Source organism: Phycisphaeraceae bacterium (assembly GCA_015709595.1).
Lineage (GTDB): Bacteria > Planctomycetota > Phycisphaerae > Phycisphaerales > SM1A02 > CAADGA01.
Map to the genome: position 1 here is coordinate 1767331 of CP054178.1, position 22921 is coordinate 1790251.

The following is a 22921-nucleotide window of genomic DNA, read 5'->3' on the forward strand; positions in this document are numbered from 1 at the left end:
ATCATGCGTGGTTCAATGTACCGGCGCACGAACTCGATACAAGCGCAAACCCGGGAACAGCCCCAGACGCCGCGCGGAGACGGGCGAACTGGGAGGGTCGGGCAGCTCCTGGAGCGGCTGAAGCCGGTCCAATGACCATCGGGCAGGCTCGAGAAGGGTGCGGTAGAATCCCTGCCATGAAGACCGCCGCCCAGATTCGACGCGAGTTCATCGACTTCTTTGTCCAGCGGCATGGACACACCTTCGCCCCGTCGTCGCCGGTGGTGCCGCTGGATGACCCCACCCTGCTCTTCACCAACGCGGGGATGAACCAGTTCAAGGATGTCTTTCTCGGACGCGGCAAGCGTGCCTATGTGCGGGCCGTCAACAGCCAGAAGTGCATCCGGGCGGGCGGTAAGCACAACGACCTCGAGGATGTGGGCAAGGACACCTATCACCACACCTTCTTCGAAATGCTCGGGAACTGGTCGTTCGGAGACTACTTCAAGCGCGAGGCCATCGCCTGGGCGTGGGAACTGCTGACCAAGGTGTGGGGACTCGACCCGGCGCGTCTGCACGCCACCTACTTCCAGGGCGACCCGGCGGAGAAACTCGCGCCCGACCACGAGGCCCGCGACCTGTGGCTGCGCCTGCTGCCCAAGGACCACGTCCACCCCGGCAACAAGAAGGACAACTTCTGGGAAATGGGCGACACCGGCCCGTGCGGGCCGTGCTCCGAGATTCACTACGATCAGACGGACGACGGCCAGGGCGGCGCGCTGGTGAACCGGGGCGACCCGCGCGTCATCGAAATCTGGAACCTGGTCTTCATCCAGTTCGATCGCGGGCAGGACGGCAAGCTCACGCCCCTGCCCGCGCAGCACGTGGACACGGGCATGGGCTTCGAGCGCATCGTCCGCGTGCTGCAGCGCAAGACCAGCAACTACGACACCGACCTGTGGATGCCGGTGTTCATGGCCATCGAGAATCACACCGGGGCGCATCCCTACACGGGCCATCTCGATGACCCGGTGGACATCGCCTACCGCGTCATCGCCGACCACATCCGCTGCCTGACCGTGGCCATCGCCGACGGGGCGGAGCCGAGCAACGAGGGGCGCGGCTACGTGCTGCGGCGCATCCTCCGCCGGGCGGTGCGGCATGCGCACCAGACGCTGGGCGTGCGCGGGCCAGTGCTGCATCACCTGGTGCCGTCGGTGGTGGAGTCGATCGGCGACGCCTTCCCCGAGCTGGCCGGCAAGGCGAGGCATGCGTCGGACGTCGTCCACCGCGAGGAGGAGTTGTTCCTCAAGACGATCGACCGGGGGATCGAGTTGTTCAATGATGCCGCGGCACGGGCCGCCGGGACGGGCGTCATCGCCGCCAAGGACGCCTTCAAACTCCACGACACCTACGGCTTCGACATCGACCTGACGCGCGTCATGGCGGAGGAGAAGGGTCTGAAAGTCGATGAGGAGGGCTTCCACCGGCTGATGGAGGAGGCGCGATCGCGCAGCCGCCCGCAGCGGTTCGCCAAGGAGAAGCAGGAGGTGGATTTCACGCTGCCGCCCCATGCGCTGGCGCGGCTGCGTCACCTGCAGATTCCCCCCACGGACGACATCGACAAGTACCACGGGCGACCCATCACCAGTGAGATCCGCGCCATCTGGAACGGGCGCGACTTCGACAACATCGCCCGGCAGGGGCGGCGGGTGGCGCTGATCCTCGACCGAACCAACTGCTACGCCGAGCAGGGAGGGCAGGTGGGAGACAAGGCCGAGATCCGACTGGAGGGCGGACGCAATACGCCCAAGGCGGGCGATCTGCACGGCTCGCCCACCGCGGCGGGAGCGTGGTTCGAGGTGCAGGACACCATCCGCTCCGGCGACTACGTGCTGCACGTCGGCGAGATGCACTCCGGGGCCATGCGCATCGCGGAGCGCGTAACCGTGGCCGTGAAGCCCGAGCATCGCGAGCCGGTCAAGGCCCACCACACCGGCACGCATCTGCTCAACCTGGCCTTGCGTCAGGTGCTGGGCGATTCGGTGCAGCAGCGCGGGTCGCTGGTGGCGCCGGATCGGCTGCGCTTCGATTTCTCCTTCAGCCGGGCGCTGACGCCGAAGGAGATCAACGCGGTCGAGCGCCTGGTCAACGCCGCGATTCATCAGGATCTGCCGGTCCACGTGCAGGAAGTGCCGCTGGCCACGGCCTACAAGATCAATGGCGTGCGCGCTGTGTTCGGCGAGAAGTATCCGGACCCGGTGCGCGTGGTGTCGATCGGCCCGTCCATCGACCGGCTCATCGCCCAGCCGGACCTGGAGCGCTGGCAGGAGTGCTCCATTGAGTTCTGCGGCGGTACGCACCTGAGCACCTCCGGCGAGGCCAAGCGCTTCGTGCTGCTCAGCGAGGGCGCGGTGGCGGCGGGGGTGCGGCGGATCATCGCCCTCACCGGACCGGCCGCTCTGGCCGCCGAGGTCGCCGGGCGCGAACTCGAGGCGCGGGCCTTCCGCGCGATGTCGATGGAGGGTCAGCAGCTGGCCGAGGAAGTCGCCGAGATCGGCCGCCAAATGGAGGAGCTTTCCATCGGGCTGGTGGCCCGGAACCGCCTCTCCGAGCGCCTGGAGGAGTTGCGCGAGAAGGTCAAGCAGCAGCGAAAGCAGGCGACGGCCAGCACCCGCGACCTGGTGGTGAGCCAGGCCCGCGTGCTTGCCGAGAGCATTCAGGGGCGCATCATCGTCGATCGCCTGCTGGGGGCGGACGCCGAGTCGCTGCTCGCCGCGGGCGATGTGTTCAAGGCCAGGCGTCCCGACGCCGCCTGCATGCTGTTCTCCGGCGACGAGATCGAGTCCAAGGTGAGCATTCTGGCCGTCGTCCCGAAGGATCTGATCGCCAAGGGGCTCAAGGCGGGGGATTGGGTGAAGGAAGTCGCCGCCATCTGCGGCGGAGGCGGTGGCGGGCGACCCGATCAGGCCCAGGCGGGCGGCAGGTATCCCGAGCGCATTGACGAGGCCATGCAGCAGGCCAAGACGTACGCCGAGTCGGTGCTGAAGTAGATCATCTCCCGTCAGGAGAGGGGTGGGGTGAGGGGGCTTTCTTCGAGGAATCAACCGACCTGCGTGTTGGATCGACTGCACGCGAAAGGTCGAGGGACAGGTTCTCATGCCCGGCAGGAAGCACTCGAATCCGAAGTCCGCCCCATCCGCGTCACCGGGGGGGAGCAGGCCGCCGACGCCGCCAGCCGAGAAGGAACCGCAGCCATCGGCGCCGGGGGCGAAGCCCGAAGCACCCGCGCCCGAGGACGACTCTCCCGGCGGCTTGCCGACCTATGTCACCACCATCGCCTCGCTGGAGGAGCAGGTGGGCGGCAACGTGGTTCGCGCCCTGCAGCACGAAGGGGCGATGGGTGCGCTGACCGTGGTGCAATCCACGCCCGCTGGGCAGCGCATCGTCTCCGTGCCGCTGAGTGAAGAACTGCTCTCTCGCGTCAGCGACGCGATCGGCTCCGCGGAGGAGTCGGAGGAAGTCGATTCGGTGCCCTGCATCGGGTTTCACTGTGCGCTGCCGCACCGCTCGCCGCCCAACCAGGAGAAGGAGTCTCGCCGTGATTCGAAGCCATGACCATGCCGATGATCGATCTGGTCTGTCGCGCCGCGCATTCGTCGGCGCCGCGTTCGTTTCAACCGCATCGCTCGCGGCGGCGCGACCTGCTCGCGCGCTGGCCGGGCTGCTGCAGGAGGACAACCCCTTGTTCCGCATTTCGCTCGCCCAGTGGTCGCTGCATCGCGCCTTCCGCGGCGGAAGCGCCGATCCGATGGACTTCGCCCGCATCGCGCGCGAGGACTACGGGCTGGACGCCATCGAATACGTCAACTCGTTCTACAAGGACAAGGCCCGCGACCGGGCGACGCTCGACGGGTTGAAGAAGGCCGCCGCGGATCACGGCGTGAAGTCACTGCTCATCATGTGCGACGGCGAGGGCGCCCTGGGCGACGCCGACCCCGTCCGGCGCACGAAGGCCATCGAGAACCACCACAAGTGGGTGGAGGCGGCCAGGCACCTCGGCTGTCACTCCATCCGCGTCAACGCCCAGTCGTCGGGAACCTACGAGGAGCAGCAGAAACTCGCCGCCGACGGGCTGCGCCGGCTCACCGAGTTCGCCGACGGCTTCGGCATCAACGTCATCGTCGAGAACCACGGGGGCAACTCGTCCAATGGCCAGTGGCTGGCGGGCGTGATGAAGATGGTCGATCATCCGCGCTGCGGAACGCTGCCGGACTTCGGCAACTTCTGCTTCGACTGGAGCCGCCAGCACGAGCCCGACGCCTGGTACGACCGCTACAAGGGCGTCGCGGAGCTCATGCCCTTCGCCAAGGCCGTCAGCGCCAAGAGCCACGAGTTCGATGACCAGGGCAACGAGACGAAGACCGACTTCGAGAAGATGATGCGCATCGTGCTCGACGCGGGGTACCGCGGCTACGTGGGCATCGAGTACGAGGGATCGAAGCACACTGAGCCGGAGGGCATCCGTCTCACCAGAACGCTGCTGGAGCGCGTGCGCGATGTGCTGCGGCGAGAACCGAAGTACCGCACGGTGGACGAGTGAGCCCTCGTGGTTGACGGGACTACCCCCCGATCGCGCTCATGGTGCGCGCCGGCTGGGCGAAAGTGCGCGACCCGATGCCGTGACCGGCCTGCTTGGTCCATGTGGCGTCGATGAGGAAGCGGGTGAGGCGCTCGTCCATGCCAGGATCATCGAGCGGCACGGATCGCAGCACAGCCCGCAGATCCCACTCATCATGGCTGAACAGGCAGGGCCGCACCTTGCCGTCGGCGGTGATGCGCAGGCGGCTGCACGCCCCGCAGAAAGGCCGCGTCACCGGGGCGATCAGCCCGATGCGGGCATCCGCCCGGCCCGCGATGCGGAAGTTCATCGAGGTGCTCGACGGATCATCCTGCTCGGGCGTGAGCGGGTGGCGACGCTCGATGCGCTCCCGCATCTCCCGCGCGCTGACCACGCGGTCCATCGACCACTGGTGCTGCGAATCGAGCGGCATGAACTCGATCAGCCGGTAATCGACGCCGTGCTTCAGCGCGAAGTCGGCGAAGTCGGGCAGTTCATCGTCGTTGACACCGCGCAGGATGACTGCGTTGACCTTGACCGGCCCCAGCCCCGCGTCCTGCGCCGCGCGGATGGCCTGGATCACGGCGCTCACGCCGGTCTTGGAGCGGGTGATGGTCCGCACGCGATCATCGCGCAGCGAGTCGAGCGAGAGCGTCACGCGCCCAAGCCCCAGCCGCTTCCAGCGGGCCGCCCGCTCGGGGGTGAGCAGCGAGCCGTTGGTGGTCATGGTCAGGTCGGGCACGCCCATCGCCGCCAACCCCGCGATGACCGCGTCCAGATCGGGGTAGAGCGTGGGCTCACCGCCCGTCAGCCGGATCTTGGTGACGCCCAGGGAGCGCAGCACGCGGCCGAGGGTCAGGTACTCCTGAAGCGTGAGCAGTTCGCGCTTGGGCATGTACCGGAAATCCGGGTCCATGCAGTAGACGCAGCGGAAGTTGCAGCGATCGGTGAGCGAGAGCCGCACCTCGCGGATGGTGCGGCCATGGGAGTCGATCAACCGCCGCCTGGCCGGGTCGAGGGCGTCATCATGCAGGGGCTGGGGGGCGCGAGGCGGGCCGTTGAATGGCTCGTGCGGGGGTGCGGCCGAGTTGGGGACGATCGGCAGGCGGATCACGGGGGATGATAGATGAGCGGCGCCCTCGACGATGCACGATCCCTCGGCGGCGGAATCACAGGCGGGACGCCTGTGCCACTGGCATTGACGTTCTGCTCACGCGTACCGGGCCCGGATCGCCGGCACCAGGTATTCGCTGAACGCCTTCTCGAAGTCGTGCTTCGGCCTGTAGCCCCAGTCCCGCCGGGCGGCGGCGTCATCGCAGTCAGCGGGCCAGCTGTCCACGATCTGCTGGCGCTGCAGGTCGGGCTGGAAGGTGATCGACGCGCCCGGGAATGACTTGCGCACCCGTTCGGCGAACTCACCCGCGCTGGGGCTGAACGCCGACACGTTGTAGACCACCTGGGTCAGCCGGGATGCGTCGGCGCTGGCCAGCGTGAGCAAGGCCTCGATGGCGTCGGGCATGGTCATGAAGGGAATGCGCGAATCCTCACGCACGAAGCAGGCATAGGGCACGCCCTTGGCGGCGGCGTGGAGCATCTCCGGGCCGAAGTCGCTGGTGCCTCCGCTGGGCAGGGTGTGGGCACTGATGATGCCGGGGAAGCGAATGGATCGGAAGTCGAGAATGTTCGGAATGCGGTCCTTGGCCAGCAGGCGGTAGTGACGGGCGTAGTAGCGGCCCAGGTGTTCACACGCCAGCTTGTTGCAGCCGTACATGGTGGCGGGCATGCACCATTCGTGCTCCTTCACCGCGCCGGCCCTGGCCTTGGTGACGAGGTCCGGCATGCCATAGGCGGCGATGGAGGAGGGGAAGATGAACTTCACCCGGCGACCGTGGGAGCGTGCCTGCTCCGCCGCGAGTTTCAGCAGGTTGAGCGTGCCCTTGACGTTGACCTCGTGGGCGGCCTCGGGGTTGAACTCGCTGCGCGTGGAGAGAAGCGCGGCAAGATGGTAAACCTCGGTAATCTCATAGGTCGCAAGAAGCCGCTCCATGAGTGATGGATCGCAGATGTCCCCGACCAGCGCCTCGTGGCACTTGGACTTGAGCTCCGCATCCAAGTCGCGAACGTCCATCGCCACCACGCTGCCCCGGTGGTCGGTGTGGAAACGCTCGATCAGCCCGTGGCCGATTTCTCCGCCGGCTCCGGTGATGAGAATGGCTCCAGGTCGTCGGGCGCCGGAATGGGATGGGGCGGGTGCTTCGGCGGTGTGCGTGGTTGGCATGGGGAAGACAAGTGTGTGGGATGGCCCGGATGGCGTTGGGACAGCCGCACATGGGCCGTCATCGGACCGATTCTAGCGAGCCGCCATTCCATGACTCGACCCCACGACTCGATGCCGGTGTTTTCTGTTCTTCACGATGCGGCCGATGCGGGTCAAAAAAGACGGACCCGACGTGGATGCTGCATTCCATGGGAGCATCCGATCGTCAGGTCCGTCCAAGTGGCGAGGTCCGACCCCCGGTTCGGCTTCCTCGCCTAGGCCTCGACCCCTGCTGATCCCACATAAAGGAGTCGAGGTGTTCCCCCAAAGGTGAGCGCGTAAAGGCCCGCGCCCGCGCGGGTTGGCATCGCGCAGGCGTGGGCGGGAGAGGCGGGATGATGCGGATGACGGGTCAGGCGACGCCTCCTCCACCACCCGGCGGCGGGGGCGGCGGCGGAGGCGGTCCGATCCAGCCGTCGCCGTCGATGTCCGCCTTCAGGATGATCTCCCAGTCCCACAGCGGATCGCTGGCCAACGTCGTCGCTGCTGACTGGTTGGTGACGGAAAGTCCCTCGCCAGCGATGTTTGGAGCACTGGATGCCACGGTTGTCGTGCTGCAATATGCAGCGATAACGGCGGCACAAAGCCATGGCATGGCGTGGCGACAGGTTCCTGCGGAATCTTCTCCAACGAAATGCGACCGCGTGGTACGATGATGATGCATTGGCCCCATGACGATGCCTCCTCGAAGGTCGGTTCGGGCCGTGCGAGGGGTCACGATTCCCCTCGGACCACGGCTCAAATCCGCTTCGCCACAGATAGGGGCGTTCGCCGAAGGCCGAGTGTGACAAACTCATGAAGTTTTTTTTTTCGGAGGGCTGGTGAACGATGGGGTTGGTGGTGCTTCAGGCAGGTTCATGGGCCCGTTCCGGGGTGACCGGACGGGTCGCCGCGCCTGTCGAAATGCCCCCACCAGCGGGTCCGACGTCCGAAGGTGGTGATCTGACCAGCGTTTCCGGGGTCGTGGCGGACCTGCTGCAGCGCATGCGATCGGGGGATCGATCCGCCGCCGCCGAGTTCATGGCCCGGTATGGCGCCCGCATCCGGCGGCGGGTGCGCTGGAAACTCAGCCGCCCCATGCGTCGCCTGTTTGATTCAATGGATGTGCTCTCCACCGTCACGCGGCGGCTGGATCTGTACGTGGGCCAGGGCAAGATGGAGGCCACCGTACCGAAGGAGCTCTGGTCGCTGGTGTTCCGGATGGCGGACCACGCCGTGGTTGATCGGTCGCGCGTCACCCGGCGGCTCCGGCACGTGGAGGGAAGCGACAGCGCCTTCGCCGCCGCCATGCTGCGTCGTCTGGGGGAAGCGGGGAGCGAGAAGCATTCCAATGTCGAGGTTGAACTGGAGCAGGTCTTCCGCGCCCTGCAGGATCCGCTGGATCGCCAGTTTCTCGCGCTCTGGCTGGAGGGGGAGACGCACGACTCGATCGGCGAGCATCTGGGCATGTCGGGGTCAGCCGCCAGGCAGCGGTGGCATCGCATCCGGGAAACGCTGCGCCGTCTGATCGACGATGGAGCGCTGGGATGAACCGGGCCGCGCCTACGCCGCGCGATCGCACCCTGGCGCTCTATCGAAAGACCGGCCGCGACCTGCCTTTCGCCGACGTGGTTCATGACGTGTCGCCCGGCGCGTCCGACGACGCGCTGGCGGAAATCATCGAGGCGGACGGTCGGTATCGCATCGAGCGCGGGTTGGAGGTGACGCTCGAACGGTATCTGGACGCCATTCCTGATCTGCGCGATCGTCTCGTGTCGCTGGATGCGGCGCTGGATGTCACGCTTCGCGCCCTGTCGGGCTCGCGTCGCGCCCACGGGCAGGCGGTCGAGTCGCTGGTGGAGCGGTACCCCGACCTGGAGACGGAGATTCGCGAGGCCGCCGCGCTCAACGGCGCCATCTGGTCCACCACGGGGCTGCGCGACGCATTCGTGCGTCAACCGACGAAGTCGCTTCCGGGCGAGTTCGGTCCATCGACGGGCGGTGGACGGCGCCGCTACGAGCTGCGGGAGTTGCTGGGGGTGGGGGCCTCGGGTCAGGTCTACCTGGCGGTGGATCGACTGTTGTCGGAGCGCGACCATGAGGCCCTGGTGGCGATCAAGGTGCTCGCCGTGCGTTCCACGGAAGAAATGACCCGATTCCGCCTGACTGACGAGGCGACCAAGGCGCGGCGGGTGACGCATCCGAACGTCGTGCGGATTCTCGATCGAGGCGTCTCGACCGACAACGAGGATTACATCGTCGCGGAGTACGTCGAGGAGGGCGATCTGGGAGAGTGGCTGGAGCGGCAGGATCGACCCATTGCGGCGCGCGAGGCCGTCCGCCTGGTCCGCGACGTGGCCCGGGGGATGCATGCCGCCCACACCGCCGGACTGGTGCACTGCGACCTGAAGCCGGGCAACATTCTGCTCACGTCGGACGGGGTGCCCAAGATCACCGACTTCGGCATCGCCATGCGGCTCGGCGAGTCGGAGGAGTTTCCGCGTCGCTACCAGACGGACGCGCCGATCGGCAACCTGGCTTTCATCTCGCCCGAGCAGTACCGGCTCGATGCGGGCGCCTTCACCACCGCTTCGGACGTGTACGCTCTGGGCGGCATCCTCTACCTGCTGCTGACCGACCGCCTGCCCAACGGCGATACGGCGGCGGACATCGCACGGACCCACGACGCCGTCACGGGGCGGCGCACGCCTCCCTCGCTGGACGTCGGCCAACGACGGATTGATCCCGATCTGGCGGCCATCTGCCGCCGGGCGCTGGAACCCGATCCATCGCGTCGGCACGATTCCGCCGCCGCCCTGGCGGATGATCTGGATGCCTGGCTGCGCCACGAACCGATTCGCTGGGCGAAGCCGTCGCTTTACCGCCTGTTGCGACTCTGGACCAAGCGCCATCCATCAGTGGCTGCTGGGAGCGTGATCATCGCAGTCACGATTGCTGCGGGTGGGATGGTGGCGAGGCACTTCGCCAGGCAGGCAGGCGTTGCGATTGAGGAGTATTCAGCACTCAGGGGGAGCGCCATCGATAATGCCCAAGTTCTGTTCGCCCGTGCCGCCACCCAATCCGCCACATCCCGGCTGCTTTCCCAGGTGTGGGTCAGCCATTTCATGCTCAGCGGGATCGGCTTGGATGATCCTCTGGCCGCCGAGACCCTGTTCAACGCCCAGGTGCTGGTTCTGGAGCGACTGGTCGAGCGCGAGAACGCCGCCGGACGCGGGCATCACCTCGATCCGCTGAACCACAAGTTTCTGCTCGCGTTCTGGCGTCTGGGCCAGGGGCGCATCGACGAGGCCATGACGCTGCTCGATGAGATCACGCCGAGGTTCAAAGCGATCCTACCGCCCGACGACACGCGGCTGGACGATCTGGAGGCCCTCGCCGCGTGCGTCGCCGTGCAGCGGGCGGTCCGTACGCCCGGCTTTGACCCGGCTGTTGATCCATCGCTGGGCGAGGCCATTCGAGCGCTGATCGACCTGGAGGATCGCTATCGCCGGTTCGACCACCGTTCGCCGCTTCACCTGGCCGTGCTGGAGGCGCTGGCGTCGGGGTACGGACCGGGGGGCCTGAACGACCCGGAACGGGAACGCGTGGTGAACCTGCACCGCGACCTGCTGCGTCAGGAGCATCAGGTGGAGCACCTCGACCTGCGCACCGCGCTGCAATCGGCGGCACGGTGAGGATTCCGCCTCATCATGGGGCTTCTGCTAACGCGCCCGGATCGTCACCACGTCGAACCGTGACTCGAACGTGAACGCGAAGACAGGCACCGCCACCACGTGCCGGATCATCAGGTCGATCACCCCCTGCGCCTGCACGTAGCGCGAGGCGTCCAGACCTTCCACGTCGATCGTCTCCTCGACCGGACCGATGGCGTATTGGGCCACCTGTTCGAACTGGCCGGTGTTTCGATGGCGCAGCCGCAGCCGGGCGACGCCGCTGGGATGGCCGATCGAGGACTCCACGGTGACATCCAGTGTTGTCGGATTGGTCACGCTCGTCCTGGCGCGGATGATCATGTCCAGCAGGTGAAGGTCGGTGAAGGTGGTTCCATAGCCGGATCGCGTTCGCAGGCGCACATCGTCGGAGGCGTTGAGTCGCTCGATGCCGCCTTCGAGCGCCTCGCCCGTCACCAGCGTGAGGGATTCCAGGGTGGCCCGATCCCCCGTCAGCCGCAGGCCCGCCGCCAGCACGTTGGGGAAGGGGCCGATGTGCCCGCCCGCGCCCTGTGGAATGCCGGTCTCGACGAGCAGCTGGCGCATCTCGGCGGGTGTGAGCCGCCGCCCCAGGTGCTCCACGGCCAGCGACTGCAGCGCCAGGCACGCCGAGGCAACCAGAGGCGTGGCGGAGCTGGTGCCGCTGAACCCCGCGGTGTAGCGCTGGTTCTTGTCGCCCCCATGCTGCGCGTATGAGCCGTACCCGAGCGTGAAGACGTTCTGCCCCCATCCCTGCACGTTGACGCGCGAGCCGTAGGTGCTGAACGACAGCTTGTCGTGACTGGTGTTGCTCGACCCCGCGCCCACGATGATCGCGCCGCTGTCCCCCCGGGCCATGTACGGGGCGTAGGCGGAGGAGTCGAGATTCTGGTTCCCGTTGCCTGCCGCGGCGACGACGATGATGCCGGCGTCCGTGGCGTTCTTCACCAGCGTCCACACGCTGCTGTTCAGTTCCGCCGGGCCGTAGCCGCCTCCCGCGCCGGTGGTCTGCATCTCCAGCACGACGATGTCGCCCGCATCCATCGTCGCGATGGCGTTGGCGATGCACGTGGCCCGGCGGCTTCCCTGCTCGACCGACCACTCGGTGAAGAAGTACGCCTCGGCGTCCGGGGCCAGGCCCAGGCATCCGTAGGCGTTGTCGCCGGAGATCATCTCGCCGAACACCGCCGTGCCGTGCTCATCCCACCCGTTGGCGATGACCTGCGGGTGGATGGTCTGTCCCTGCTCCATGGTGATCCAGCAGAGATCCTCGTGGTTGGCGTTGTAGCCGTACTCGCAGTCCGCGACGCGGATGCCCCCGCCTCGCGCCGAGCCCAGCGTCCACGCGGCGTCCATGTTCAGGCCGGGGTTCGGGCCGCGATACGTCTGATTGGTTCGGTAGCTGGGCGTGACGGGCGCGATGTCCTCGCAGCCCCCGCCGATGATGAAGGGCGGCGGCGGCAGCACTTCCTCGAACTCCACCCACTCCACGAATCGAAGCGCCGCCAGATCGTTGGCCAGCGCCTCGATCGAGTCGTCGACGACTTCCACCCGCATCATCGACCGCAGATCGGGCTGTGGCTGACCGCTGTTCAGCAGCGCCCGCGACTCAAGCCGCTCGATCGCATCGTCGGGCAGCTGGATCAGTTGATGCAGCGCCGCGCCGTGGCGCGCCAGCGCTGCGCCGGCGGCCGACAGATCCACCCCCGCCTGGGAGACGAGTCGCCCGTCCCGGACGCGAGCCAGCACGTGGTCCGAGAACTTGATGACGAGACGACATTCAAATGCCGGACGCACGAATGGTGGGCCAGCAACCGGATCATCCAGAACGGGCGCCTGGGATGAGACGGGATTCGCCAGCCCGCCCATTCCCGCCAACAACGCCATGACAGTCATTGTCAGACGCATGACTCTCCACTCCCGTGAACCGACCGCCGATCAGGCGCGTGCATCGCGCTTCCGGCGGCTGTAGCCCGTCAAGGTACACTGAAACCCGCGAAAACGGATGGCAAAAGTGAATGAAGAACCGGCGGTTCGCCGCCTGGTGAAACGGCTTGAGGGGTATCCTGCCTCATCGAATGGCCGGTCGAGCGGAATACGACATCATCGTTCTGGGCGTCGGCGCGATGGGCACCGCATGCTGCCTGGAGTTGGCGCGCCGGGGCGAGCGCGTGCTGGGCGTCGAGCGGTTCACCATCGGGCACGCGCTCGGGTCATCGCACGGCGAATCACGCATTTTTCGCGTCGCGTACTACGAGCACCCGGACTACGTGCCCCTGCTTCAGCGCGCGCGAAAGCAGTGGCTCACGCTGCAGGAGCAGGCGGGCGAGACGCTGTTTCACCCCAGCGGCGGATTGTGGATCGGCCCGCCGGACCACCACCTGATCGCGGGCACGCTGGACACGGCCGGTCGTCACGGCCTGCCGCACGAGGTGCTCGACGCCGGTTCGCTTGTCTCACGCTATCCGTTCATCCGTCCCATGCCGGATGACGTGGGCTTCTTTGAGCAGGATGCGGGCACGCTCTTGCCTGAGCGGGCTGTGACCGCGATGGCGCGGCTGGCCCGTGAAGCGGGGGCGGCGATTCTTGACAACACGCGGGCGCTCCACTGGCGTGAGCAGGACGATGAGGTGATCGTCATCACGGATCGGGGCGAGTTCCGCGCCGGTCATCTCATCCTGAGCGCGGGCGCGTGGTCGTCGGATGTGATCGAGCCCCGGGGGTCCGTCGATGAACTGCGCGACGCGGAGCGTCGCGGCTCCAGCGCTCCCGGCGGTCTGGCCCTGCGCGTGTCGCGGCAGCCCGCCGTGTGGTTCGCCATGCGCGACCCGATTCGATTCCGCCCGCGGGTGACGCCCTGCTGGGGTGTGGCGCGGGCCGTTGATTCGTTCTACTACGGTTTCCCCTGCGTCAACGATCACGGTACGGGCAAGGTGTCGCTGCACTTCGCCGGGGAGACCTGCGACCCGGAGACGCTCCCCCGCCGCGTGCGGCCCGACGAGATCGCCGCGCTCAAGCGATTCCTCGATCTCACGTTTCCGGGCGTGTACGGCGAAGCCGTCGCCTCGAGCGTCTGCCTGTACACCAACAGCCCGGACGGTCACTTCATCATCGACCGGCATCCGATCCACCGGCGCGTCACCATCGCCTGCGGCTTCAGCGGGCACGGCTTCAAGTTCGCCCCGGTGGTGGGGGAGGCGCTGGCCGACCTGGCGACGCGCGGCAGGACCGACCTGCCCATCGGCTTCCTCGCCGCGGCGCGATTCCGCGCGTGATCGACGCGGGGCAATCTGGTACGCTGCCGACATGTCGCGCTGTCCCATATTGATCCACACCGCCGCGGTGCTTCTGCTTGTCGGGGCGAGCGCCTCCTGCGCAAGCCACCGGACAGATCGGCATGACGGGACATCCGCTCGTCTCGCCGATGCGTTGGACAGCGAATCGCCGATCGAAGCCATTTCCCTCCTGGGATCACCCCTGCGGCGGCCGATGTTCGATGACGAGCGTCTGGCGGCGCTGGAGCGAGATCTGGCCAGAGCCCGCTCGAACTACGAGCGTGATTCGTCCGAGGAGGCGAACATCATCTGGTACGGCCGGCGGCTCGCGTACCTGGGCCGGTATCACGAGTCGTATGCGGTGTTCGAATCGGGGCTGCGGACGCATCCCGATTCCTTCCGTCTGCTGCGACATGCGGGACACCGGCTGATCACACTGCGCCGGTTCGAGGCGGCGGTTGATCGGCTTTCGCGCGCGGCCGATCTGATTCAGGGCCTGCCGGATGAAGTGGAGCCGGACGGCGCGCCCAACGCGCTCAACCTGCCGCGCTCGACCACCCATTCCAACATCTGGTATCACCTGGGGCTGGCCCATTTCCTGCTGGGCGAGTTCGACCGCGCCCTGCCCGCGTTTCGCGCGTGTCTCGGCGTTTCCACGAACGACGACATGCTTGTCGCCACCACGCACTGGCTGTGGATGACGCTCCAGCGGCTGGGGCGGCATGACGAAGCCGCCGACGTCCTGCGGCCGATTCGCCCGGAGATGGAGATCATCGAGAACCAGGCGTATCACCGCCTGTGCCTGCTGTACCAGTCGCGCGGATTGGGAGCGAACGCCGACGAGCCGGGGCTCACCGCGCCATCGGCTCATGCGGATGACTGGGCTGCCTCGGCCATGGGAGACGCGGCCCTGGCCTTCGGGCTGGCCCATCTCGATCTCGTGGAAGGTCGGCGCGAGCAGGCGATGAATGAATTCCGGCGCATCGTTGAGACGCACCCGTGGGCGTCATTCGGGGCCATCGCCGCCGAGGCGGAACTGCTTCGCGCCCGCTGAGGAAGCGGATCAAGGTGCTGATCACGGCATGATTCGCCGTCACTTCGCGCAGAGCTTGCACCAGCAGCCGAAGACGATGATCCCCACGCCGCCGACGAACAGGTGAAAGGGGTTCATGGTCATGAACGCGGGATCGCCCTTGCCTACCTGTCGCAGGATGACGGCGAGCACGCACACCGCCGCGCCCAGCACGCCGCACACGTTGCCGATCATGTCGAGTTTGGGTTTCACGGCGCGTGGCTCCGCACGCCCCCCATGCGTTGTGTGAGTAACGGGTAGTGTAGCGGGTGACGGGCCGTCTGCGTTCACACGGCAATGCCCCGCGTCCGCGCGGCGGCGAGGATCTGCTCATCCGTGCGCCCCGCGTGATTCACGTGAACCGCGTCCCACCCCACCTCGCGGGCCGCCGCCACGTTGGGTTCGAGGTCGTCGAAGAACAGCACCGACGATCCCTTGGCGCCGAATCGCGCCTCCGCGGCGCGGTAGATGGCGTGGTCCGGCTTGTGCAGCCCCAGCAGGTGCGAGGCGAGCGGCACATCCAGCCGATTCATCACCGGGTAGTCCCACAGTCCCCGCCAGTGAGCATCGTTGGTGTTGGACAGGCAGGCCGTGCGCAGGCCCGCCTGCTTGAGGCGATCCAGCGCCTCGGCGACGCCTTGATACTCCTCGATCACCCACGCGCGGTGGACATTCATCACTTCTTCGGGCGTGTAGGCCCCGCGCAGAATCTCGCTCAGCCGCTGGGCGAACGTGGGGCCGTCAATGCGTCCGGTCTGGTAGTCGTAGACCACCTGCTGACGTTCCTGAACCGTCTCCTCGCGCCGCTGCGGGTCGCGCACGGGCAGCCCCACGCGGGCGCAGCCCTCGGCCCAGGTGCGGCAGATGCGGATGAGCACGCCCCCCAGGTCGAAGCACGCCACGCGGATGGGCCCTGTGTTGCCGACGACGTTCACCATGTCCGATCGTAGGAGGTCAGCAGAACGGGCTGATGACGGCGTCTGCAGCCATCAGGCGTTCGCGGGGGCGAGGCGATCACGGATACCTTCGCACAGCGAGGTGAACACCGCGTCGGCATCGCGCGAGGCGTCGATGACGAGGTGTCGATCCGGGTCACGGGCCGCCTGGTCGAGGTACCCCCGGCGCACGAGCCGGTGGAACGCGGTCCCTTTCTGCTCCATTCGGTCGAGCAGGGGGTTGAGACGACGGGCCGCGGTCTCTTCATCCACGTCGAACACCACGACCAGGTCGGGCCAGTCGTCGCCGATGGCCACGCGGGCGACGGCGTGAATGTCCTCGAGCGGCAGCCCTCCGGCGGCCCCCTGGTAGGCGAGCGTGGAAGAAACGAACCGATCCGCGAGCACGAAGCGCCCCTGGCGCAGCGCCGGGCGGATGCGCTCCTCGATCAACTGCGCCCGCGACGCCATGTACAGCATCATCTCGCAGCGCAGCGACATCTCGGCGTTCGCCGGGTCGAGCAGCACGCGTCGGATCTGCTCGCCGATCGAGGTGCCGCCCGGTTCGCGCACTTCGACGGGATCGACGCCGTGGGAGCGGCAGTAACCCGTGAACCGCTCGATCTGGGTGCTCTTGCCCGAGCCGTCCGGTCCGTCGAAGACGATGAATCGTCCGCCGAGTCGTCGGACCCAGGCGCCGTCTGAGATCGGTGGAGAACCGGTTGCAGGCATGGGGCGGACTATCGCCTCTTCAGGTCGATCAGGCAAGCGCGGATGCGAGCGGCGGCGGTGAGCGCGGGCTGGTTCACCGCCGCTTGCGTCCGAGGGCGCGCATCCAGCGATCGATGGCGTTGATCAGCGCCTGCTCACGGGATGCGCGGGTGTTGAGGAATCGTCCGATCGAGGCGCGGGCTTCGTAGACGCGCGGGCCGTCCACCCGCTCGATGATCAGGACGCCGGGCCAGCCCTCGATGGTCTTCAGGTCGTAGATGAAGCCCCACTCGAAGTCCCGTCGGCGCACCGTGGCCAGTTCGACTCCCGGCTCCGCGACGGCCCAGTAGACCGCCAGGTCGATGTCCTCCCAGCGTCCCCGCTCATGGCTCGCCGGGGTGGGCGGAGCGGCGGCCGGATGGTCGGAGGCGGCCAGCCGCAGGGCCTGGAGCACTTGGGCATCCCGCGAGGGTTCCTCCATCACGTTGCCGGGACGGGGGGCACATCCGACACCCACCCAACCAAGGACACTCAGGGACAGGCACAGCCAGCACGTCGAAACGTGCTCCGTTTTTTGTCGATCTGCGCCGAAATGTCTTGTTTTTGCTCCGATCATGCACGAAACTGGCAAAGACGCAGAGCCCGAGGAATAGTTATTCGGACGTTCCTGAACGAGAAGGAGAACCATCCGAAACCCCCAATCGGCTGGTTGCCTGGCGTCGCGTCGTCGATAACGATGATACCCGATGGGGGATGCCTAGGGTGAGGCGGCGTGGAGGGGGAGCGGGGGATGGTGGGGGATGGAGGGACGACGGGCCCCGGCCTCGACGCCGACCCGACTGACGCATGCCCAACGACGCGACCAAGTCCAAGCCCGCGACGATTCGCTCGGAACGGCGCCGCCAGGAACTGCGCCGGATCATTCCGCGCACGGGCATCGACCTGCGCGGGCTGCTGATGCGGCGTGATCTGGTCAACACCGTGCTGGTGTACGCGGCGTTCTTCTTTGTCGCCGCCACCATCGTCGCCGTGTCGCACGATCAGCTTCGACTGCAGGTCGGCGCGGTGATGACCGAGGCGCGGCTGAAGCGGGTGGATTTCACCATCATCAACGCCGCCGCCACCGAGGAAAAGCGCCGCGAGGAGCGGGCCAGGGCGCCGCACGTCTTCCGGCTCAACGAGCAGTTGGTGACGGACGTGCAGCAGGAGCTGCTCAACCTGCCGCGCGTGGTCGAGAAGATCACCGACTTCTCCCAGGTCGCTCCGGAGATCCGCGCCGCCTTCGACCTGACCGAGCGCCGTCTGGCGACGCTTCAGTCGTTCATCAACGAGGAAGGCGAGCCCAACGACGCCTGGCGCACGTGGATCACGGTCGATCTGCTGGAGAAGGTCATTCTGCGCTCGCCTTCGATCTCGAGTCAGGACGCCCAGATCGAGAAGCTGCGCCTGACCACCGAGTTCCGGGCCGGCGAGCGGTCCTTCCAGTCGCGCACCTTCATCGAGGTCCGCCCCGAGGCGGTGGAGGAGTTGCGTCTGCGCTGGCGCGAGGCCCTGCGCGACCTGCGCCTGCCGGACGACGCCGCGGCGGTGATCGCCGCCCGTCTGGCCCACCGGGGTGAGCCGTTCTTCGTGTTCGACCGGGCGGCGACGGACAAGCGGGCCGAGGAAGAGGCCGCCCGCGTGACCGAGGTGAAGGTGACGCACCGCGCCGGCGACCCCATCTTCAAGCCGGGCGACATTCTGACGCCCGAACAGTTCACCACCGCTCAGCGCGAGGCGGAGGAGTACCGCGCCCAGGCCAGCACGGTCTCCATCGTGGTGCGGCGACTGGGTTCGTGCGGCGTGGTGGCGCTGCTCAGCGCCATCATGGCGGCGTACCTGGTGCGCTTCTACCCCCGCATCACGCGCAATCCGCTGCGCGTCATCGCCCTGGCGCTGCTGAGCGCGGGTTCGCTGGGCGTCGCGGCGGGGGTGGCCTCGGAGGCGCCCGCCTTCTCACTGCCGGCCAGCGTGGCGGTGACGCTCTTCGCGTCGATGCTGCTGGTCATCGCCTACGACCAGCGGCTGGCGGCCACCATCGCCGGGCTCCAGACCGCGCTGCTGGTGTTTGCTCTCGAGCTCTCCATCGCCCACTTCGTCCTGCTGGTCGCGGTGGGCGGAGCGGCGATCGCCTGCCTGGGCGAGGTGCGTCACCGCAATATCCTGGTGCGGGCGGCCATGCTGGCGGCCCTGATCGGCGGGCTGGGATCGCTGCTGCTGGGGCTCTTCGAGGTTCCGCTCTACGACGCGGCGCAGCGGCTGATCCCCGGCGCCTGGTCGCAGATCTGGATGGAGGCGGGTCTTTCCGCCGCCGCCGCCCTCATGGTCGGCTTCTTCGTGCTGGGCATCCTGCCGAGCATCGAGCGACTGTTTGACATTCCCACCGGCATGACGCTGGTGGAGCTGCGCGACCCGCGCAACCCGCTGCTCAAGCAGCTGCAGGAGCGCGCCCCGGGCACCTACACCCACTCCCTGGCGGTGGCGTCGATCGCCGAATCCGCCGCCGACGCCATCGGCGCCAACGGACTGCTCACCTACGTGGGCGCGCTGTATCACGACATCGGCAAGATGAACAAGCCCGACTACTTCGTCGAGAACCAGTCGGGCGGCCCCAGCAAGCACGACAAACTCAGCCCGGCCATGTCGCTGCTGGTGATCGTGGGCCACGTGAAGGACGGCGTGGAGCTGGCACGCGAGGCCGGCCTGCCGCGCGTGCTGATCCATTTCATCGAGTCGCACCACGGCACCACGCTGGTGGAGTACTTCTACCACGCGGCCCGGTCGAGGGCCGAGGGCGAAGGCGAACGGGATCGGGTCAGCGAGCTGGAGTTCCGCTACCCCGGTCCGCGCCCGCGCACCAAGGAGGCCGCGATTCTCATGATCGCCGACGCCTGTGAGTCGGCCACTCGCGCCATGAGCGACCCCGCGCCCGCCGCCATCGAGAACCTGGTGCGCAAACTGGCCCGCAAGCGGCTCAACGACGGTCAGTTCGACGAGTGCGAACTCACTCTGCGCGAGCTGGCGGTCATCGAGGAGTCGGTGATCCGGTCCATCTGGTCGCTGCACCACGGACGCATCGCCTACCCGACGCAACCGGCGCAGCCCTTCGACACCATGACCTCCGAGGGCCCGCGCACCGGCGAAGTGAAGCCGGAAGCCGCCGAGGCGGAGCCGGCGCGTCAGACGGCCTGAGCGTGGGACTCCAGCCGCGGCGCGATGGCGTGGCGCGGGCGTCCCGCCTGCCGCATGTCCGGGTTTTCTACCGGCGCTTGGTGGTCGTCTTCTTCTTGGTGTTGCGCTTCGCGGCCTTCTTCTTCGCGGGCCTGGCGGCGGGCTTCGATGCCGCCTTGCGGGCCGCCAACCGCGCCGCGGCCTGTTTGCTCGTGCGCAGCAGGGTGCGCTCGTAGAACTCGATCCACCGCCTGGTGGGGACGCGCCGGATCGCCTCGCCGATCACGTCCAGCGCCAGGTCCTCCACCCGTTTGAAGCGGATGCAGCACTTGCCCATGTCCAGTTTCTTGCCGGTCTTCGCCCACTCCCTGCGAAACCACGACTCATCGTCGGTGCCCTCGCCGTACACCGGCATCAGGTACAGCGACATGTAGTTCTTCTGCGAGGCAAGGGCGGCGAATGGGAGCGGCTGCTTCGGGTTGCAGTGATACCCTGCCGGATAGACGCTGTGCGGCACGCAGTAGCCGATCATGCCGTAGCTCATGCCCTCCGCGTAATCCTTGTCCAGGTTCTTCAGGATGACCTGCCGCACCGCCTCGATGGCCTGACGGCGATCGGGAGGGAGTTCGGCCAGATACTGCTCGACGGTGGCGGCTTTGGACTGCATGATGGGCAGTGTACCGCGCCGCGATGCCGCGTTGACCGGGTGATCGCGGCCCCGGCGCCTCAATCTCACCATCTGGCCCGCCGCGACCGGTCGGCTATACTCTCAACCCCGTCGGCATGGGCCAGCCGCCGACGGGCGAAGGGCTTGTAGCTCAGCTGGCTAGAGCGCACCCCTGATAAGGGTGAGGTCGACGGTTCGAGTCCGTCCAGGCCCACTTGTTCAACCCCTGTGACGCCGGAACGAATCGCCGGAACGATCGTTACGGCGGCGTCACGACCCCCGCTGAATCTCGAACGTGATGCCGCCGTTGCTGGTGTCGATCACCGACTCGGTGGACTCGTCGCCCACCACGATCACGCCGCCCGACCGCTTGAGGTTCGACTTCACCACGCGCCCCGGTCCGTCTGTCACCCGCACACGGCCGTTGGAGGTGTCGAAGACCACGCGCCCCGTGAAGGACTCGTCCACCACCACCTGCACGCTGCCGTTGCTGGTGTCCATGTTCATCGGACCGGCCACGTGCTCCGCGGTGACGGACCCGTTGGATGTGTCCACCGTGAGCGGCCCGTTCAGCCGCGTCACCGTCACCGAGCCGTTGGAGGTGTCCACCTCGGCGGGGCCATCGTGATCAGTCACGCGCACGCGCCCGTTGGAGGTGTTGATCCGAAGGTGGCCGCCGAGTTTGGCCACCTCGACCGCGCCGTTGGAGGTCACCGCCGTCACACCGTCGGCGTCGGGCAGCCGAATGTCGAACGCCGCGCTGTCGTTGGAATGCTTCGGCTCGGGCCAGTGGACGCGCACGGTCAGCACGCCCTCGGCGTTGCGGCGGACGTCAAGCACGGTGGCGAGCAATCGCTGATCGGCCTCGTCCTGGGTCAACCCACCCGCGCTGATGGTCGCCGTGACCTGCACGTCCGACGCGGCGGGATCGCCGGTGATGGTGATGGCCCCGTTGCGCGTGGCGACATCCAGCGCCGCCCCGGGCACATGCGGCACGTTGTTCACCTGTGTGGTGGTGGCCTTGAAGCCGGTCAACCCGCAGCCCCCGGGAACCAGCAGCATGGGAAGCAGGAACAACACACGCAGCATGTTTCGACGCATGGGGGTGACTCGGAGGGTGGAAGGAAGAGACGACCATCGCGCCCGGTTGGTCAGTGATTGGGGGAGGCGGGCGGGTGGTTTCAGCGCGGTCGTCAACCGTCAGAGGGGGATCGGGCACGAGGCACTGGAACCCGGAACCCCCACACCTCTCAGTCCTCAGTCCTCAGTCCTCAGTCCTCTCCCCTCCGTGGCCCTGCGTGTCCTCCGCGTTTCAACGCTTTCCCGCTCGCTCACCTCTTCTCTCCTCGCGCGCCAGCAGCGCCGCGCCCAGTAGCCCCGCGTTGTCCACCAGTTCGGTGGGGATGATGCGGCAGCCGCGGCAGACGTCGGGGAAGACATGGCGATCGAACGAGGCGCGAATGCGCTTGAGGTAGGGTTCGCCAAGGGCTTCGGTCACGCCGCCGCCCACGATGACCGTGTCCAGCGCCAGCAGCGTGACGAAACTCGCGATGGCCACGCCCAGCAGGTCGGCCGCGGTGTTCACCACGTCCACCGTCAACGGGTCGCGGCGCTTGTATGCCTGGGCCAGCACCTTGGAGCCAGCCACGCCCGTGGCCGGGTCGATCAGTTTGTGCAGCACGGACTTCGGGTAGGCATGCAGCCGGGACACGATCATGCGCGACATGCCGGTGCGGCTGCAGATTTCCTCCAGTTTCGACTGCCCCCACGGCTCGCGCACGTCGAGGATGGTGTGCCCCACCTCGCCTGCGGTGAAAAATGCGCCGTGGTAGATGCGTCCGTTGAGCACCAGCCCGCCCCCCACGCCGGTGCCCACCCAGATTCCCAGCACGTCGCCCTGCCCGGCGGTCTTGCCGAGCACGTACTCGCCCCACACCGCCCCGTTCACATCGTTCTCCAGCACCACGGGCACGCCCAGCCGCTTGCGCAGGATGTCGCGGAAGGGCAGGTCGATCCAGCCGAGATTCGGCGCGTTGAGCACCACGCCCTTGGGAATGTCGATCGCCCCCGCCGCCGCCACGCCCACGGCCTTCAGGTCCGTCACCTTGATGCCTGCCTGCTCGCAGGACTCCTCTACGCCGCGTGCCAGCCGCTCGATGACCGACTTGGCCCCCTCGGCGGCCTTGGTCTTGAGTTTCAGCCGCCCGTGAATGTGGTTGTGGCGATCCACAACCCCCAGCTGCATGTTGGTGCCGCCGAGATCGACGCCGACGACGGGGTTGGAAAGACGAGTTCTGGCGCGCTTGGGCATGAGGGACTATATCGGCGTTCCAAGGGGCTGAAACGCGGAGGGACGTGGGGAGCGGGTGGGGTGATTCTGTGAACTCCGCCGCGTTTCATCCGCTGCTGGCTCTCCCGCGACGCCCGTCGGCGGGGTTCCTGGAG

At 67.4% G+C, this 22921-nt stretch carries 19 protein-coding genes and 1 tRNA gene; 9 read left to right on the forward strand and 11 right to left on the reverse strand.

The features are described 5' to 3' along the window. Window positions 1–176: 176 nt before the first annotated feature. The 3 genes from alaS (at window position 177) to HRU76_07395 (ending at window position 4582) form a co-directional block, all read left to right on the forward strand. Window positions 177–3032 carry an alanine--tRNA ligase gene (gene alaS / locus HRU76_07385; GenBank protein QOJ17409.1) on the forward strand — a complete coding sequence of 952 codons (2856 nt, stop codon included), beginning with the start codon at window positions 177–179 and terminating at the stop codon, window positions 3030–3032. Window positions 3033–3138: 106 nt separating this feature from the next. After that, window positions 3139–3597, forward strand: coding sequence for a hypothetical protein (locus HRU76_07390; GenBank protein QOJ17410.1), 459 nt, complete (start codon window positions 3139–3141; stop codon window positions 3595–3597). Between the two features lie 193 nt (window positions 3598–3790). Next, entirely contained in the window at window positions 3791–4582 is a 792-nt protein-coding gene (locus HRU76_07395) for a sugar phosphate isomerase/epimerase (protein ID QOJ19135.1), read from the forward strand. 19 nt (window positions 4583–4601) lie between these two features. Here the strand turns inward: HRU76_07395 and moaA are convergent, their stop codons facing one another. The 3 genes from moaA to HRU76_07410 all read right to left on the reverse strand — a co-directional run bounded on the left by moaA (window position 4602) and on the right by HRU76_07410 (window position 7461). After that, on the reverse strand, window positions 4602–5633 hold the full coding sequence (gene moaA / locus HRU76_07400) for a GTP 3',8-cyclase MoaA (protein ID QOJ19136.1): 1032 nt from the start codon (window positions 5631–5633) through the stop codon (window positions 4602–4604). 177 nt (window positions 5634–5810) lie between these two features. Beyond that, window positions 5811–6878 (reverse strand): NAD-dependent epimerase/dehydratase family protein, encoded by a 1068-nt coding sequence (locus HRU76_07405; protein QOJ17411.1) that lies wholly within the window; start codon window positions 6876–6878, stop codon window positions 5811–5813. Between the two features lie 391 nt (window positions 6879–7269). Then, the gene (locus HRU76_07410) at window positions 7270–7461 is read right to left on the reverse strand and encodes a hypothetical protein (GenBank protein ID QOJ17412.1); all 192 of its coding nucleotides are present in this window, start codon (window positions 7459–7461) and stop codon (window positions 7270–7272) included. A 359-nt stretch (window positions 7462–7820) separates the two neighbouring features. Here HRU76_07410 and HRU76_07415 point away from each other — a divergent pair, with 359 nt between their 5' ends. Together HRU76_07415 and HRU76_07420 are read left to right on the forward strand one after the other, a co-directional pair. Continuing rightward, window positions 7821–8447, forward strand: a complete 627-nt coding sequence (locus HRU76_07415) for a sigma-70 family RNA polymerase sigma factor (GenBank protein ID QOJ17413.1) — start codon at window positions 7821–7823, stop codon at window positions 8445–8447. Further along, window positions 8444–10591 carry a serine/threonine protein kinase gene (locus tag HRU76_07420; GenBank protein QOJ17414.1) on the forward strand — a complete coding sequence of 716 codons (2148 nt, stop codon included), beginning with the start codon at window positions 8444–8446 and terminating at the stop codon, window positions 10589–10591. Before HRU76_07415 ends, HRU76_07420 begins: the two co-directional genes overlap by 4 nt. 27 nt (window positions 10592–10618) lie before the next feature. On the opposite strand, the gene HRU76_07425 is transcribed toward HRU76_07420, so the two are convergent. Beyond that, on the reverse strand, window positions 10619–12514 hold the full coding sequence (locus HRU76_07425; protein ID QOJ17415.1) for a S8 family serine peptidase: 1896 nt from the start codon (window positions 12512–12514) through the stop codon (window positions 10619–10621). Window positions 12515–12684: 170 nt separating this feature from the next. Here HRU76_07425 and solA point away from each other — a divergent pair, with 170 nt between their 5' ends. Together solA and HRU76_07435 are read left to right on the forward strand one after the other, a co-directional pair. After that, complete coding sequence (gene solA, locus HRU76_07430; protein QOJ17416.1) at window positions 12685–13881, forward strand: N-methyl-L-tryptophan oxidase; 1197 nt, start codon at window positions 12685–12687, stop codon at window positions 13879–13881. Between the two features lie 214 nt (window positions 13882–14095). Beyond that, the gene (locus HRU76_07435; protein QOJ17417.1) at window positions 14096–14935 is read left to right on the forward strand and encodes a hypothetical protein; all 840 of its coding nucleotides are present in this window, start codon (window positions 14096–14098) and stop codon (window positions 14933–14935) included. Window positions 14936–14974: 39 nt separating this feature from the next. Here HRU76_07435 and HRU76_07440 read toward each other — a convergent pair whose 3' ends face one another. From HRU76_07440 to HRU76_07455, 4 genes are all read right to left on the reverse strand, one after another. After that, window positions 14975–15166: a hypothetical protein gene (locus HRU76_07440; protein ID QOJ17418.1), complete on the reverse strand. Its 192-nt coding sequence runs from the start codon at window positions 15164–15166 to the stop codon at window positions 14975–14977. Between the two features lie 74 nt (window positions 15167–15240). Further along, on the reverse strand, window positions 15241–15891 hold the full coding sequence (locus tag HRU76_07445) for an HAD family phosphatase (protein ID QOJ17419.1): 651 nt from the start codon (window positions 15889–15891) through the stop codon (window positions 15241–15243). Window positions 15892–15942: 51 nt separating this feature from the next. Continuing rightward, the gene (tmk, locus tag HRU76_07450; protein ID QOJ17420.1) at window positions 15943–16620 is read right to left on the reverse strand and encodes a dTMP kinase; all 678 of its coding nucleotides are present in this window, start codon (window positions 16618–16620) and stop codon (window positions 15943–15945) included. Between the two features lie 73 nt (window positions 16621–16693). After that, a complete protein-coding gene (locus tag HRU76_07455) occupies window positions 16694–17053 on the reverse strand; it encodes a hypothetical protein (protein QOJ17421.1) in 360 nt (119 codons plus the stop codon). A gap of 392 nt (window positions 17054–17445) precedes the next feature. On the opposite strand from HRU76_07455, the gene HRU76_07460 reads away from it, so the two are divergent. Further along, entirely contained in the window at window positions 17446–19830 is a 2385-nt protein-coding gene (locus HRU76_07460) for an HDIG domain-containing protein (protein ID QOJ17422.1), read from the forward strand. Between the two features lie 67 nt (window positions 19831–19897). On the opposite strand, the gene HRU76_07465 is transcribed toward HRU76_07460, so the two are convergent. After that, a complete protein-coding gene (locus HRU76_07465) occupies window positions 19898–20476 on the reverse strand; it encodes a DUF1801 domain-containing protein (protein ID QOJ17423.1) in 579 nt (192 codons plus the stop codon). A 140-nt stretch (window positions 20477–20616) separates the two neighbouring features. Here HRU76_07465 and HRU76_07470 point away from each other — a divergent pair. Further along, a tRNA-Ile gene (locus HRU76_07470) sits at window positions 20617–20690 on the forward strand. 56 nt (window positions 20691–20746) lie between these two features. Here the strand turns inward: HRU76_07470 and HRU76_07475 are convergent. Both HRU76_07475 and HRU76_07480 read right to left on the reverse strand, forming a co-directional pair. Continuing rightward, a complete protein-coding gene (locus HRU76_07475; protein QOJ17424.1) occupies window positions 20747–21577 on the reverse strand; it encodes a DUF4097 family beta strand repeat protein in 831 nt (276 codons plus the stop codon). A 211-nt stretch (window positions 21578–21788) separates the two neighbouring features. After that, entirely contained in the window at window positions 21789–22787 is a 999-nt protein-coding gene (locus tag HRU76_07480) for an ROK family protein (protein QOJ17425.1), read from the reverse strand. Between the last annotated feature and the right edge of the window lie 134 nt (window positions 22788–22921).